Below are 14,251 nucleotides of genomic sequence, written 5' to 3'. Positions count from 1 at the left end.
GTGTTTCCAACAATCCCGATGGGTGAAATAGCCCGTCTTGCTCACAGTCTTGTCCCCGCGTCTCGCATTAATTGGAGTTTTTCGGATAACGTCGCGCTATGAATGCACAGCACAAGATCAAATCGTTACTCGATCAGCTTAACACGGTGATCGTGGGTAAACAGGCCCAGGTACAGGACTGCGTGGCCTGCCTGCTGGCAGGCGGGCACCTGCTCATCGAAGACGTCCCGGGGGTGGGGAAAACCACCCTGGCCCACGCCCTGTCGCGCACCTTTGGCTTGCAGTTCTCGCGCGTGCAGTTCACGGCCGACCTGATGCCCAGCGACCTTACCGGGGTGTCCGTGTACGAGCGCGGCAAGGAGGCCTTCGTGTTCCACCCCGGCCCAGTGTTCGCCCAGGTGCTGCTGGCCGATGAAATCAACCGCGCCAGCCCCAAGACGCAGAGCGCACTGCTCGAAGCCATGGAAGAAAAGCAGGTGTCAGTCGAAGGCGAAACCCGCGCCCTGCCCCACCCGTTCTTCGTGATTGCCACGCAAAACCCGCACGACCAGCTAGGCACGTTTGCGCTGCCTGAATCACAACTGGACCGGTTTTTGATGCGCATCTCCATCGGCTACCCCGACCGCGCGGCCGAGCGCGTGCTGCTGGCAGGTGCCGACCGGCGCGACATGGTGGACAGCATGCTGCCGATGTTGTCTGACGACGAACTGGCCGAACTGCAGCGCCAGGTGCAAGCCATCCACACCGCTGACCCGCTGCTCAACTACGTGCAGGACCTGATCGCGGCCACGCGCTCGGGCCGCTGGTTCCTGCAGGGACTGTCGCCGCGCGCCGGCATTGCCCTGGTGCGCGCTGCCAAGGCGCAGGCACTCATCAGCGGGCGCGACTATGTAGCGCCTGACGACGTGCAAGCCGTCCTGCCCCAGACCATTGCGCACCGTCTGGTGCCGGTGGGGGACGCGGGCCGCGGCGCTGTAGAACAAGTGCGCGCCATGGCCGAATCCGTCCCTCTGCCCTGATGTCCCCTAACGCCCCACTCGCATCGCACTCCACTCCTGCCACATCGGCCGGCAGGCTGCGGGCCGCCATCGCGTCGCTCAACCCGCTGACACCGGTTCGCAAGCGCTTTGAGAACTGGTGGATGGCTCGCCGCCCTTTGAGCGACACGCTGACGCTCACCCAGCGCAATGTTTACATCCTGCCCACCGGGTCGGGTTGGATGCTGGCGCTGACGCTGCTGGTCCTGCTGGTGGCTTCCATCAACTACCAGTTGAATCTGGGCTATCTGCTGACCTTTTTACTGGCGGGCAGCGCCGTCGTGGGCATGCACATCTGTCACGCCACTCTGCGCGGCATCACACTGCACCTCAAGGCACCCGAGCCCCGTTTCATGGGGACCAGCGCCACGCTGGAGGTGCAGGTGTCCAGCGAACGCAAGACGCCCCGCTACGGCATCGGCCTGGCAGTGCATGGCACGGTGGGCGAGCCCCACCACTGGGCATGGACCGACGTGCCCGCCCAGGGGCGAGCCAGCGTACAGGTCGCTTTTGCACCGGCGCGGCGCGGGCTGCACCGCATTCCCACGCTGACGGCCGAGACGCGGTTTCCGCTCGGTACGTTCCGCGTGTGGACCTACTGGCGCCCTGCGGCCCAGGTGCTGGTGTACCCCGCACCCGAAATGCCCGCACCGCCATTGCCCGCAGGTGAACCCCGGGGCGCGGGCACGGGCAGCGCCCCCTCGCAGGGCATTGGCGAGTTCGACGGCGTACGCGCTTACCGACGCGGCGACCCTCTCAAGCTGGTGGTCTGGAAAAAGGCCGCCAAGTCCCTGGGCACCGGCACGGACGACCTGGTCAGCCGCGATTCGCAACAAGCCCAGCGTCATGAACTGTGGCTGGACCCGGTTCTGGCATCGCTGCCCGACCCGGAAGCGCGAATCTCGCGTCTGACCGCGTGGGTGCTGCAGGCCGACCGCTTGGGCCTGGACTATGGCCTGCGGCTGCCCGGCGTGGAGGTCGCGCCAGACAACGGCCCCGCGCACCGCCGCCGCTGCCTGGAAGCATTGGCCCTGTGCTGACACCTGCCTGCTGAACCGTTGCCCCGCATTCGCATCCATTGCCCCACGTCCACCCGGAACACTGTCGCTCCATGAGCTTGCGCCAAACCCTTGCCACCTTGCCACGCGACGCGCGGGATACGTTGTTCCTGCTGTTCGTCATCGCCTGGGTGATTGCGCCCCAGGCCTCCAACCTGCCGGGCTGGGCGGCGGCAATGGCGGGGGGCATGCTGCTGTGGCGCGGGTGGATGGCACTCAAGAGCCGCCCCCTGCCTGGCCGCTGGCTGCTTACCGCGCTGGTGGTGGTGGCCGTGGCGGGCACGCTGATGACCCACCGAACGATTCTGGGACGGGACGCTGGCGTCACCCTGATGGTGATGATGCTGGCCCTGAAGACGCTGGAGCTGCGCGCGCGGCGGGACGCAATGGTGGTCTTCTTTCTGGGCTTCTTCACGATGCTCAGCAACTTCTTCTTTTCGCAATCGCTGCTGACGGCGGCTGCCATGCTGGTAGCCCTGCTGGGCCTGCTGATGGCGCTGGTCAACGCCCACATGCCGGTGGGACGACCGCCCCTGGCCCAGACCTTTCGCATCGCAGGCACCATGGCACTGCTGGGTGCGCCCATCATGGTGGCGCTGTTCATGCTGTTCCCACGCATGTCGCCACTGTGGGGCATGCCGGGCGAAAACCTCACCGGGCACAGCGGACTGTCGGGCACGATGAAAATCGGCGAAATGGCCGAGATCGCCCTGGATGAGCGCATAGCGATCCGCCTGCGTTTTGAAGGGGCGGACACCGATGTGCCACCGCAATCGGCGCTGTACTTTCGCGGACCGGTGATGGCAGCGTTCGATGGCCGGGAGTGGAAGGCAGAGCCCTTCCGTGAAGACAGTGCCTGGGCAGCGCGCGTGGCCGTGCCCGCCAACCTGCAGGTCAGCGGCCCTGCGGTGCGCTACGAGGTGACGCTGGAACCCCAGCGCCAGCCCTGGCTGATGGTGCTGGAGGCCACGCCCGAGGCGCCGCAGCTGTCCAACATGCAGGCCTACATGACCCAGGACCTGCAGTGGATGACCACGCGCCCCATCACCGACGTGCTGCGCTACAAGGCCGTGAGCTACCCCGAGTTCCGCCACGGCCCGCAAGAATCCATTCAGCAGTTGCGCGTGTACACCGAGCTGCCGCCTGGGTTTAACCCCCGCACGCTTGAACTGGCGGCGCAGATGCGTGCAGACCCCGCGCTGGCCACCGCCAGCACCGAGGTGCTGGTCAATGCGGTGCTGCAACGCCTGCGCACGGGTGGCTACAACTATTCGCTGGAGCCCGGCGTGTTTGGCGAGCACACGGCGGACGAGTTTTGGTTCGACCGCAAGGAAGGCTTTTGCGAGCACATTGCGTCTGCGTTTGTGGTGCTGATGCGCGCGCTGGACGTACCTTCGCGCATCGTCACGGGCTACCAGGGGGGCGAGCGCAACCCCGTCGATGGCTACTGGACCGTGCGCAATGCCGATGCCCATGCCTGGGCCGAGGTGTGGATGGAGGGGCGCGGCTGGGTGCGTGTAGACCCCACGGGTGCCGTCTCGCCAGGCCGCGTGGGAGCATTTCAGCGCCTTCGCCCGCCCCAGGGAGCATTTGCCAATGCCATGGGCACCCTCAGCCCTGGCATGATCCAGAACCTGCGGGCGGTATGGGAAGCCGTCAACAATGGCTGGAGCCAATGGGTGCTCAACTACAGCCAAAGCCGCCAGTTCGACCTGCTCAAGGCCCTGGGCTTTGAGTCGCCCAGCTGGCAGGACCTGACCACCGTGCTCGGCATCCTGATCATGGCGGCAGCTCTGGGCGGTGGCGCCTGGACACTGTGGGAGCGCAGCCAGCACGACCCGTGGCTGCGCCTGCTGGCCCGCACGCGCCAACGCCTGGAGCGCGCGGGCCTGCCGCTGCCCGACACCATGCCACCCCGTGCGATGGCGCAACGGGTGAGCGCACAATTTGGCGCACCCGCCCAAGGCGTGGCCGACTGGCTGCTGCGCCTGGAACAACTGCGCTACGCCCCCCACCCCGCCACCGAACTGCACAAACTGCGGCGCGAGTTCAGCTCGCTGCCGTGGCCGCAAGCGTGATTCGCCGCCCTGAGTGAATACATCGCTCCCACTTGCCCCGGTCTCACAGGGACGTGGGAGGATGCCCTGGCTGCGAAGAGACCTTGCCTGCAATCCGTGGCTTTAGAGCACACCCGCCTCCCGGCGCCGGGACCGTACAAAACACGAAACCATTGAAATGAAGAAGACAACAAGAGCCGAATGGGCCGCCATCACTATATTTTTGATAGCTGCTTGCGCAATACCAGCAAGCGCCAGAGCCCAAAATAGCTCAAAATCTTCCACCACAAAGCAACAGCGGCAGCAACAACCTGCCGTGCTCTACGCTTCGCGCCCTGACGCGCTGCAGTTTGCCGATGACCTTGCTGCGCGCCGCGACCTGGACCGCGAGTGGGTGCGCCAGGCCATCGGCCAGGCGCGCCTGTTGCCGCAGGTGCCAAGGCTGATGCTGCCGCCGCCCAAGGGCACGGCCAAAAACTGGCGCGTGTACCGCAGCCGCTTCATCGACCCCATCCGCATCCGCGCGGGCGTGCGGTTCTGGCAAGAACACCGTACTGCGCTGGAGCGCGCCGAGCGTGAGTACGGTGTGCCCGCCGAAATCATTGTGGGCATCATCGGCGTGGAGACCATCTACGGCCAGCAGATGGGCACGTTCCGCGTAATGGATGCGCTGGCCACGCTGGCCTTTGACTTCCCCTCGGCGCACCCCCGCGCCAAAGAGCGCACCGAGTTCTTCCGCCGCGAGCTGGAGCAGTTTCTGAGCCTAACCAACCGCAGCAACACCGACCCTTTTGCGTTCAAAGGCAGCTACGCGGGCGCCATGGGCCTGGGCCAATTCATGCCGTCCAGCTGGGTGCGCTATGCCATCGACTTCGACGGCGACGGCCGGGTCGACCTTTTCAACAGCCCCACGGATGCCATCGGTTCAGTGGCCAACTACTTCATCGGCCACGGCTGGACGCCCGGCATGCCCACCCACTTTGGCGTGCAATTCGACGCCAGCCGACTGCAGCTGGACGACTTGCTGCTGCCTGACATCCTGCCCACCTTCAGCGCTGCCAACATGCAGGCGCAAGGTGCCCTGCTGGATGCCGCCGGGGTACAGCACCGTGGCCCCCTGGCTCTGGTAGAGCTGCAAAACGGGCCCGATGCGCCAAGCTACGTGGCAGGCACCGAAAACTTCTACGCCATCACCCGCTACAACTGGTCCAGCTACTACGCCATGGCCGTGATCGAGCTGGGCCGCGAGGTGGCAGCGGCGCGGGAGAAATGACAACCGGACGGCAAGGCTTTGTAGGCTATGACAATCGCCCAGCCCGCGCTTGTGCACGACAGCGCCAGTCGGTCCACAATCGTGCGCTTTGGCGTGCTGCGGTGACCGACAACGTCACGGCGGCAGCCAGCCTCCAATCTGAGCCCTGCCCTATGCCTGCAACACCTACAACAACACCTGCCGCAGACGCCATCGTCCGCGTGCGCGGCGTGAGCAAAACCTACGCGGGCGGCTTTCAGGCGCTCAAGAACATCGACCTGGACATTCGGCGCGGAGAAATCTTCGCTTTGCTGGGCCCCAATGGTGCAGGCAAGACCACGCTCATCAGCGTGATCTGCGGTATGAGCAACGCCACCGAGGGCAGCATCACCGCCGACGGGCATGACACCGTGCACGACTACCGAGCCGCCCGCGCCGCCATTGGCCTGGTGCCGCAAGAGCTGCACACCGATTCGTTCGAAACCGTGTGGGCCACCGTCAACTTCAGCCGGGGCTTGTTTGGCAAGGCGCCCAACCCGGCGTTCATCGAAAAGATACTCAAGGACCTGTCGCTCTGGGACAAGAAAGACAGCAAGATCCTCGCGCTGTCGGGCGGCATGAAACGCCGCGTGCTGATCGCCAAGGCGCTGTCGCACGAGCCCAAGATTTTGTTCTTGGACGAGCCCAGCGCAGGTGTGGACGTGGAGCTGCGCCATGACATGTGGCGCCTGGTGCGCGAGTTGCGCGACGCGGGAACCACCATCATCCTGACCACCCACTACATCGAAGAAGCCGAAGACATGGCCGACCGCATCGGCGTGATCCGCAAGGGTGAACTGATCGTGGTGGAAGACAAGGACGTGCTGATGCGCAAGCTTGGCAAGAAGCAGCTCACACTGACCCTGCAGCAGCCCATGGACCGGGTGCCAGATGCACTGGCACGCTGGCCCCTGGTGCTGAGCCAGGGCGGCACCGCGCTGACCTACACCTTCGACACGCAGCAGGAGGACACGGGCATCGCCGCCCTGTTGCGCGCGCTGGCCGAGCACGGCATTGACTTCAAGGACCTGCATTCCAGCGAAAGCTCGCTCGAAGACATCTTCGTGAGCCTGGTGCACCAGGACCCAACGGACACCCTTTCGCCACAGAAAGCACCCCAAGCATGAACGGCCTGAACTGGCATGGCGTCAGCGCCATCTACCGCTTTGAGATGCACCGTGCGTTTCGCACCTGGATGCAAAGCCTCATCGCCCCGGTGCTCACTACGGCGCTGTACTTCATTGTGTTTGGCTCGGCCATCGGCTCGCGCATGGGCGACATCGGCGGCGTGAGCTACGGGGCTTACATCATCCCCGGCCTGCTCATGCTCTCGCTGCTCAGCGAGAGCATTTCCAACTCAGCCTTCGGCATCTACATGCCCAAGTGGTCCGGCACCATCTACGAGCTGCTCAGCGCACCCGTGAACTGGGTCGAGGTGCTGCTGGGCTATGTCGGCGCAGCGGCCACCAAGTCGCTGCTGGTGTCGGTGCTGATCCTCGCCACCGCGCGATTTTTTGTGCCCTATGAGGTGGCGCACCCGGTGTGGATGGTGGGGTTCCTGATGCTCACCGCCATCACGTTCTGCCTATTCGGCTTCATCATCGGTTTGTGGGCCGACAGCTTTCAGAAGCTGCAGGTCATTCCGCTGCTGATCGTGACGCCGCTGACCTTTCTGGGTGGCGCTTTCTACAGCATCAGCATGCTGCCCCCGTTCTGGCAAACGGTCTCGCTATTCAACCCCGTGGTCTACCTCATCAGCGGCTTGCGCTGGGCGTTTTACGGCCAGGCCGACGTGCACATCGGCGTGAGTACCGGCATGACGCTCGGCTTCATGGCCCTGTGCCTCGTGGTGGTGTGGTGGGTGTTCAAGACTGGACACCGCATCCGGCGTTGATGGTGCGCCGCCCGCATCAGCGGGCCGCCGTTCAATAGCGCTGCATGTTGCAGCTGTGCGGCTGCTGCGCCTTGGCCGCCGGAATCTGTCGCACCACGCGAAAGCCGTAGCCCGAGCCTTCCACGTCGAACTTCACGCCCGGCGCGCCCTTCTTGTCCATCACGCCCACCACCAGCGCCTGCTGAAACTGGTGGTCCGCCGCACGCATGCTGCCGCCCTGGCCTGAGAGCTGCACGTTGGCGCTCTCCATCTGCCGCGCAATGGCCACCACGTCCGTGCTGCCCGCCCGCTCGATAGACTGCGCCAGCGCCTCCACCATGAGCTGCATGCGCATATGCACATAGTCGTCCTGCGGCTTGGGGAAGCGCGTACGGAAAGACTGGTAGAACGCCTCGCTTTGCGCGCCTGGCACATTCGGCAGCCAGTCAGCCACCGCCACCACCTTGCCAATGCCCGCGTCGCCCATGGCAGCGGGCGCGCCGAGCGCGTTGCCATAGAAGGTATAGAAGCTGCCCTCGTAGCCCACTTCACGCGCGGCTTTCACAAGCAGGGTCAGGTCATTGCCCCAGTTGCCCGTCACCACCGCCTGCGCGCCGCTGGTCTTGATCTTGACGGCGTAGGGCGCAAAGTCCTTCACACGGCCGATGGGGTGCAGCTCGTCGCCCACCACGGCCACATCGGGTCGTTGTGCGGCCAACTGCTTCTTGGCCTCGCGCAGCACGGCCTGGCCAAAGCTGTAGTCCTGGCCGATGAGGTACACGCTCTTGATGGCTTTGTCTTCGCGCATCACTTCCATCAGCGCGGCCATGCGCATGTCGGCATGGGCATCAAAGCGGAAGTGCCAGAAGCTGCATTTTTCGTTGGTGAGGATCGGGTCCACCGCCGAGTAGTTCAGAAAGATCACACGTTTGTTCGGCTCGCGCTCGTTGTGTTTGTTGATTGCCTCGATCAGCACCGCCGCCGTGGCCGATGAATTGCCCTGCAGGATGACCTGAGCACCGTCGTCAATGGCCGCGCGCAGTGCTGACAGCGCCTCTTCGTTCTGGCCCTTGCTGTCGTAGCGCTCCAGCGCCAGCGGGCGGGGGCCGCCCACAGCGGCAGGCAGCTGCACACCACCCCGCGCGTTCACACGTTCCACGGCCCAGTAGATGTTGCGGTAAACCGCTTCGCCCGTGTTGGCAAACGCGCCCGACAGGCTTTCGATGAGCGCCACCTTCACGGGCTTGGCCTGCGCCACGGCAGTGCCAGGCGCTACAGCCTGGGCATGGCTCGCAGAGATGGGCAGCAGCACGCAACACAGCGCGGCGGTTGCAGCCAAAGCGGATTGACGTAATGCCGCTGCGCCTGTTTTCAAGCCCACGGAGCGCAATTTATTCATGCCATTTTTCCCTTGAAATGCGGCGTGGCCGTACACACCTCTTTGGCATGCGGCGACCACGTCGAGAGCCGCGCAGTGTATAGGAGTACCCCATGATCTTCGCCCCCGTGATCCGCCGCGCCGCCTACGCCCAAGCCCCCCGTTCCGCCGACCAGGCACTGCAGCGTTTTCTGATGGGCACGCTGGCCGACCCCGCTGCCGCGCGCTCTGCAGCAGGCTGCACCGTGACGCAGGACGACAAGGCCACCACGCTCCAGCTGGATGTGCCCGGCCTGGCCCGTGAGCAGTTGCAGATCAGCATTGAAGGCAACGTAGTGCGCCTTCAAAGTGTGGAAGGCGCCCCCCGCCAAGTGCAGCGCGCGTGGGAGCTGGCCGCTGATATCGACGCCGCCCACAGCAGCGCCAAGCTGGAAAACGGCGTGCTGACTCTGACCCTGGCCAAGGTGGAGCCCGCCAGCAAGGCCACCACGCTCACGATTCAGTAACTATCAAAATAATAGCTACTAGCGCCCGTACCATAATCGGTACGGGCGTTTTTTATTCAAAATCGCGTTCCAGCCCCAGCTCGTTACTCGTTACTCATGCCGCAGCGCATCGATCGGGTCCATGCGCGCCGCGCGCCGCGCCGGAAAGTAGCCAAACACCACACCGATCCCGGCCGAGAACACGAACGACATCAGGTTCACGCCCGGATTGAACAGGTGGGGCACTCCCATCAAGCCCGATATGGCCAGCGACGCGCCCGTGGCCAGCACGATGCCGATGAGCCCGCCTAGTGCGGCCAGCACCACCGCCTCGATCAAAAACTGCAGCAGCACTTCGCGCTCCAGCGCGCCAATGGCCAGGCGCAGGCCGATCTCGCGCGTGCGCTCGGTCACGCTCACCAGCATGATGTTCATGATGCCGATGCCGCCCACCAGCAGGCTCACGGCGGCCACGGCGCCCAGCAGCGTGGTCAGCACCTTGGTGGTGCCCGAGAGCGTGTCGGCCAGTTGCTTGGTGTCGAGCACGTTGAAGTTGTCTTCGTCCGAATCCGACAGCTTGCGCAGCTCGCGCAGCAGTTGGGTGAGGCTGGCCTTCACACGCTCGGGGTCGCTGCCGTCCTTCATCGACACCAGCAGCGTATTCACCCGCGTGTTGCCCGTCACGCGGCGCTGCAGCGTGCGCAGAGGCACCAGCACGGTGTCGTCCTGGTCGTTGCCAAATGCACCCTGCCCTTTGGAGGCGAGCACGCCCACCACCTCGCACGAAAACGCCTTCACGCGCAGCTGGGCGCCCACGGCATCGGCCGTGCCAAACAGCTCGCGCCGCACGGTCTCGCCGATCAGGCACACGGCGGCACCGGCGCGCAACTCGGCGTCGGTAAAGACGCGGCCAGTGCGCACCGTCCAGTTGCCGGTCTCCAGCCAGGCGTTGGTGCTGCCGATCACACTGGTCGTCCAGTTGCGCCCGCCCACCACCGCCGTGGCGGCGGCGCGCGCCTCGGGCGCCACAGCCAGGATGCCGCCGATCTGCTGGGCGATCATGTCGGCATCGGTGTCCTTGAAGGCCGGAGCGCCCGTGCCGCCGCCGGGCCCCATGCGCTGGCCAGGGCGCACCTGCAGCAGGTTGGTGCCCAGGCCCGAGATCTGGTTCTGAATGGCCAGCGTGGCTCCATTGCCCAGCGTGACCATGGTGATGACGGCGCTCACGCCAATCACGATGCCCAGGATGGTGAGGAACGAGCGCATGAGGTTGCGCCGGATGGAGCGCAACGCCAGCAGCAAAGTGTTAAGCAGCATCAGCGGCCTCCTGAATCGGAACTGACCACGGTAGGTACCTTCGATACGTTCGATACCGAATCAGCGTCCAGCCCCTTGGGGTGCGGGTTGGGGGCATCGCTGTCCACCACCCCGTCCACAAACCGCACAATGCGCCGCGCGTACTGCGCCATGTCGGGCTCGTGCGTGACCATCAGCACGGTGATGCCGTGGTCCACATTCAGGCGCCAGAGCAGCTCCATGATCTCGAAGCTGCGCTGCGTGTCGAGATTGCCGGTGGGCTCGTCGGCCAGCAGCACATCGGGCTCGGTGACGATGGCGCGTGCAATGGCCACGCGCTGCTGCTGCCCGCCTGACAGCTCGGCGGGCGTGTGGTGTTCCCAGCCTGTCAGGCCCACGGCCGCCAGCGCCCGCGCCGCCGCCGCATGGCGCGCCGTGGCTGACTCGCCCCGGTACAGCAGGGGCAGCTCCACGTTCTCTTGCGCCGATGTGCGCGCCAACAAGTTGAAGCCCTGGAACACAAAGCCAAAGTAGCGCCGCCGCAGCCGCGCCCGCTCGTCGCGCGAGAGCGACTCCACATGCACGCCCTTGAACAGGTATTCGCCCGTGGTGGGCCGGTCCAGACAGCCCAGCGTGTTCATGGCGGTGGACTTGCCCGAGCCGCTGGGGCCCATGATGGCCACGAAGTCGCCCTGGGCGATGTCAAGGTCCACGCCCTTCAGCGCCTGGAAGGCCAGCGCACCTTCGCCATAGACCTTGGTCACGCCGCGCAGGCGGATGATGGGGGTGTCGCCCACCACGCTCATCGCTTGGCCCCTGCCGCGCGCTGGTCGGTAATCACGGCCATGCCGGGCATGAGGCCTTCGCCCGTGACCTCGGTGTTGCGGCCGTCGCTGATGCCTACCTGCACGTCGATGGACTTTGCGGCGCCGTCTTGCAGCACCCACACCTGCCGCGTCTTGCCCGCGCCATCGCCCGCCTCGGCACCCGCGCCCGGTTTGCGTGGACCCGAGCCAGAGCGTGGCATGCGCGGCATGAGCTGCGACATGATGCCGCCGCTGCTGCCCGATGCAGCGGGCTTGGCACCACCCGCACCCGCCGTGGCCTGCGCACCCGCAGCCTGTGCGGGCGTGAAGCGCAGGGCCGTGTTGGGCACCAGCAGCACATCCTTGCGTTCGGTGGAAGTGATGGTGGCGGCAGCCGTCATGCCGGGGCGCAGGCTCATGTCGCTGTTGTTCACCTCCAGCCAGGTGATGTAGGTGACCACGTTGTCCGTCTTGGTGGAGCCAAACGAGACGCGCGTGACCTGGGCCGGGTAGCGGCGCGAGGGGTAGGCACTGACCGTGAAGCTTGCACCCTGCCCCACCTTGACCGAGCCCACATCGGCCTCGTCCACACTCACATCCAGCCGCAGCCGCGTAAGGTCTTCGGCCACGGTGAATAGCGTGACGGCCTGCAGCGATGCGGCCACGGCATTACCAGGCTCCACCGTGCGGGTCAGCACCACGCCGTCAATGGGCGAGCGGATGGAGGCTTTGGACAGGTTGGTCTCGTCGGTGGACAGCGCGGCGCGTGCGTCTTCTACCGTGGCGCGGGCGCTGGTTTCATCGGCGCGGGCACGGTCCAGCGTGGCGCGGCCAGCGTCCAGCTCGGAGGCTGATGGCACCTTGCCGCCGGACAGGCGGGCCACCTCTTCCAACCGGCCAAAGTTGGCAATGGCCTCCTTGGTGGTGGCCACGGCCTGGGCCAGGCGGGCCTGCGCCGACGCCAGCGAGGCGCGTGAGCGCAGCACCTGCGATTCAAGCTTGGCGGTATCCAGCTCTACCAGCAGCTGCCCCTTCTTCACCTTGTCGTTCACGTCCACCAGCACCTTGCGCACGGTGCCCGACAGCTCGCTGCCAATGGTGACCGAGCGCGTAGGCTGCAGCGTGCCGTTGGCCGACACGGTGAGCGTCAGATTGCCCCGGCGCAGCTCTTCGGTCACGTAGGTGGGCGCGGTGCTGGCACTTTGGCGCGTCTGCCAGGCGTAGAGACCACCGCCCACCACCACCAGCGCGGCCACGCCCAGCCACAGGGAGGTGCGTTGCCACCAGCGGCGAGGGCGGTCGGCCCCCAGCAAGGCGCTCAGATCGGCAGGGGAAGCTTTGGCGGGTGTGGATGTGACGGGTGTGTCGATATTTGGCATGGGACGTGAATCAGAAAATGGGGGCTGGCAGGCAATGGAGTGGGCGTGTGGAAGGGCTTGTCAGCTATTCATTCGGCTACCGCCCAGCCGCCCCCCAGCGCCTTGTAGAGGCGCACATGGTCTGCCGCGACGGCAGCGGTGGTGATGGCCACGCTCTCTTGCGTGGACAGCAGCGTGCGCTGCGTCTCCAGCACCGATTGAAAGTCGATGAGACCACTGCTGTAACGCTGCTGCGCCAGCAGCGCCGCGTTGTTGGCCGCGTCCGCTGCGGCCACCAGCCGCGTGAGCCGCTCGCGGTCGCCGCGCAGGGCCACCAGTGCGTTCCCCACATCCTGCAGGGCCGCAAGCACCGTGGCCTCGTAGGCCACGCGCGCCTGCTCCAGCGCCGCAGACTGCACACGCACCTGGGCGCGCGCGGCGCCTCCGTCCAGCAGGGGGATGGACACGCTGCCCAGCAAGGCACTGGTCACCGCACCGCCACCCGACAGCGCCCCCAGCGTGAGGGCGCGCAGGCCCAGCGAACCACCGAGGGAGAAGCTGGGATAGCGCGCGGCATCGGCCTGCGACACCCGCGCCAGGGCGGCAGCAGTGCGCTGCTCGGCCGCACGCACATCGGGCCGCTTGCGCAGCGTCTCGGCTGGGATCGCCAGCGCCAGTTCTGCAGTTGGCTGCGGTACGGGGGCACTGGCGCGCAAGGTAGCGTCGAGCGCCCCGGGCACCTGGCCTGTCAGCACGGCCAGGCTGTAGCGCGACTGTGCCAGGCTGGCTTCGAGGCTGGGAATCTGCGCGGCGGTCTGCTCGGCCGCTGCACGGGCCTGCTCCGTGACGAGCGAGGTGGTCAACCCGGCCTGGAGGCGCCACTGCGTGATCTGCAGGGTCTCTTGCTGGCTGGCGAGGTTGCTGCGTGCAATGGCCAGCCGCTGCTGCAGTCCGCGCAGCTCGATGTAGTTGACGGCCACCTCAGCCGCCAGCGACACCTGAACGTCGGCCAGGCTGGCCTCGGCCGCACGGGCGTCGGCCTCGCTGGCGTTCACGCCGCTGCGCAGGCGGCCAAACACGTCGGGCTCCCAGCTCGCATCAAAACCGGCCTGGAAGGTGTTGCCCGTGTTGTTGCTGGCCCGGCTGCGCTGCGCCGAGCCCGAGGCCCCCACGCTCGGCGCCAGACCGGCCGATTGCACATCCACCTGGGCGCGCGCTTGCTGTAGCGACGCCTGGGCGGTGCGCACGCTGGTGTTCGCGTTCAGAGATTGCTCGACCAGCGCGGTGAGTTGAGGGTCATCGAACCGCGTCCACCACCGGGCCAAGGCCGTTGCCGCGCCGTTGGAAGCAGCGTTGCCGCTGGAGCCCGCCCACGCAGACGGCAGGGCCACTGCGGGTAAAAGCCCCTCCGTGGGCGCCAGGCTTGCACAGCCCGAGACCAGCAATGCCAGCAGTGTGGTGAGTGCCATCTGCACACGCGGTGCGCTGCGCCTGGGGTGGGTGCGCAAAACATCTGCAGTGACCCGATGGATAGGACTCATGGAAAGGCATCGCTCAAGGGAAAACCCGATTGTGAGCAGCCATTCAAGTCAAAACGTACCGAAAAGGTCAA

12 protein-coding genes are annotated in these 14,251 nt (G+C 65.9%); 7 read left to right on the top strand and 5 right to left on the bottom strand.

The features are described from left to right. Positions 1-98: 98 nt before the first annotated feature. The 6 genes from ACK4OE_RS02930 (at position 99) to ACK4OE_RS02905 (ending at position 7,337) form a co-directional block, all read left to right on the top strand. A complete protein-coding gene (locus ACK4OE_RS02930) occupies positions 99-1,019 on the top strand; it encodes an AAA family ATPase (protein WP_409882874.1) in 921 nt (306 codons plus the stop codon). Continuing rightward, a complete protein-coding gene (locus tag ACK4OE_RS02925; RefSeq protein WP_409882873.1) occupies positions 1,019-2,077 on the top strand; it encodes a DUF58 domain-containing protein in 1,059 nt (352 codons plus the stop codon). The genes ACK4OE_RS02930 and ACK4OE_RS02925 overlap by 1 nt, the downstream gene beginning before the upstream one ends. A gap of 71 nt (positions 2,078-2,148) precedes the next feature. Continuing rightward, positions 2,149-4,173: a DUF3488 and DUF4129 domain-containing transglutaminase family protein gene (locus ACK4OE_RS02920; protein WP_409882872.1), complete on the top strand. Its 2,025-nt coding sequence runs from the start codon at positions 2,149-2,151 to the stop codon at positions 4,171-4,173. 157 nt (positions 4,174-4,330) lie between these two features. Further along, the gene (mltB, locus tag ACK4OE_RS02915; protein WP_409882871.1) at positions 4,331-5,425 is read left to right on the top strand and encodes a lytic murein transglycosylase B; all 1,095 of its coding nucleotides are present in this window, start codon (positions 4,331-4,333) and stop codon (positions 5,423-5,425) included. A 152-nt stretch (positions 5,426-5,577) separates the two neighbouring features. Then, complete coding sequence (locus ACK4OE_RS02910; RefSeq protein ID WP_409882870.1) at positions 5,578-6,570, top strand: ABC transporter ATP-binding protein; 993 nt, start codon at positions 5,578-5,580, stop codon at positions 6,568-6,570. Continuing rightward, complete coding sequence (locus tag ACK4OE_RS02905; protein WP_409882869.1) at positions 6,567-7,337, top strand: ABC transporter permease; 771 nt, start codon at positions 6,567-6,569, stop codon at positions 7,335-7,337. The genes ACK4OE_RS02910 and ACK4OE_RS02905 overlap by 4 nt, the downstream gene beginning before the upstream one ends. A 31-nt stretch (positions 7,338-7,368) precedes the next feature. Here the strand turns inward: ACK4OE_RS02905 and ACK4OE_RS02900 are convergent, their stop codons facing one another. Further along, positions 7,369-8,715, bottom strand: coding sequence for a branched-chain amino acid ABC transporter substrate-binding protein (locus tag ACK4OE_RS02900; RefSeq protein ID WP_409882867.1), 1,347 nt, complete (start codon positions 8,713-8,715; stop codon positions 7,369-7,371). Between the two features lie 92 nt (positions 8,716-8,807). Here ACK4OE_RS02900 and ACK4OE_RS02895 point away from each other — a divergent pair, with 92 nt between their 5' ends. Continuing rightward, positions 8,808-9,200: an Hsp20/alpha crystallin family protein gene (locus tag ACK4OE_RS02895; protein WP_306554807.1), complete on the top strand. Its 393-nt coding sequence runs from the start codon at positions 8,808-8,810 to the stop codon at positions 9,198-9,200. Between the two features lie 90 nt (positions 9,201-9,290). Here ACK4OE_RS02895 and ACK4OE_RS02890 read toward each other — a convergent pair whose 3' ends face one another. The 4 genes from ACK4OE_RS02890 to ACK4OE_RS02875 all read right to left on the bottom strand — a co-directional run bounded on the left by ACK4OE_RS02890 (position 9,291) and on the right by ACK4OE_RS02875 (position 14,108). Further along, positions 9,291-10,496, bottom strand: coding sequence for an ABC transporter permease (locus tag ACK4OE_RS02890; RefSeq protein ID WP_409882866.1), 1,206 nt, complete (start codon positions 10,494-10,496; stop codon positions 9,291-9,293). Continuing rightward, positions 10,496-11,281 (bottom strand): ABC transporter ATP-binding protein, encoded by a 786-nt coding sequence (locus ACK4OE_RS02885; RefSeq protein WP_409882865.1) that lies wholly within the window; start codon positions 11,279-11,281, stop codon positions 10,496-10,498. Before ACK4OE_RS02885 ends, ACK4OE_RS02890 begins: the two co-directional genes overlap by 1 nt. Beyond that, the gene (locus tag ACK4OE_RS02880) at positions 11,278-12,660 is read right to left on the bottom strand and encodes an efflux RND transporter periplasmic adaptor subunit (protein ID WP_409882864.1); all 1,383 of its coding nucleotides are present in this window, start codon (positions 12,658-12,660) and stop codon (positions 11,278-11,280) included. The genes ACK4OE_RS02885 and ACK4OE_RS02880 overlap by 4 nt, the downstream gene beginning before the upstream one ends. A gap of 68 nt (positions 12,661-12,728) precedes the next feature. Continuing rightward, the gene (locus tag ACK4OE_RS02875; protein WP_409882863.1) at positions 12,729-14,108 is read right to left on the bottom strand and encodes an efflux transporter outer membrane subunit; all 1,380 of its coding nucleotides are present in this window, start codon (positions 14,106-14,108) and stop codon (positions 12,729-12,731) included. Positions 14,109-14,251 lie beyond the last annotated feature (143 nt).

The sequence above is a fragment of the Acidovorax sp. genome (genome assembly GCF_046314175.1).
Classification (GTDB): Bacteria; Pseudomonadota; Gammaproteobacteria; order Burkholderiales; family Burkholderiaceae_C; genus Acidovorax.
The sequence above is the reverse complement of the archived record's forward strand: the minus strand, read 5'-3'. Positions and strand labels throughout refer to the sequence as shown.

Bases quoted from the DNA above. Each gene is read 5' to 3' on its own strand.
- ACK4OE_RS02880 (WP_409882864.1), bottom strand. From the start codon at position 12,660: ATGCCAAATATCGACACACCCGTCACATCCACACCCGCCAAAGCTTCC.
- ACK4OE_RS02875 (WP_409882863.1), bottom strand. From the start codon at position 14,108: ATGGCACTCACCACACTGCTGGCATTGCTGGTCTCGGGCTGTGCAAGC.
- ACK4OE_RS02905 (WP_409882869.1), top strand. From the start codon at position 6,567: ATGAACGGCCTGAACTGGCATGGCGTCAGCGCCATCTACCGCTTTGAG.
- ACK4OE_RS02920 (WP_409882872.1), top strand. From the start codon at position 2,149: ATGAGCTTGCGCCAAACCCTTGCCACCTTGCCACGCGACGCGCGGGAT.
- ACK4OE_RS02885 (WP_409882865.1), bottom strand. From the start codon at position 11,281: ATGAGCGTGGTGGGCGACACCCCCATCATCCGCCTGCGCGGCGTGACC.
- ACK4OE_RS02930 (WP_409882874.1), top strand. From the start codon at position 99: ATGAATGCACAGCACAAGATCAAATCGTTACTCGATCAGCTTAACACG.
- ACK4OE_RS02895 (WP_306554807.1), top strand. From the start codon at position 8,808: ATGATCTTCGCCCCCGTGATCCGCCGCGCCGCCTACGCCCAAGCCCCC.
- ACK4OE_RS02890 (WP_409882866.1), bottom strand. From the start codon at position 10,496: ATGCTGCTTAACACTTTGCTGCTGGCGTTGCGCTCCATCCGGCGCAAC.
- ACK4OE_RS02925 (WP_409882873.1), top strand. From the start codon at position 1,019: ATGTCCCCTAACGCCCCACTCGCATCGCACTCCACTCCTGCCACATCG.
- ACK4OE_RS02910 (WP_409882870.1), top strand. From the start codon at position 5,578: ATGCCTGCAACACCTACAACAACACCTGCCGCAGACGCCATCGTCCGC.
- ACK4OE_RS02900 (WP_409882867.1), bottom strand. From the start codon at position 8,715: ATGAATAAATTGCGCTCCGTGGGCTTGAAAACAGGCGCAGCGGCATTA.
- mltB (WP_409882871.1), top strand. From the start codon at position 4,331: ATGAAGAAGACAACAAGAGCCGAATGGGCCGCCATCACTATATTTTTG.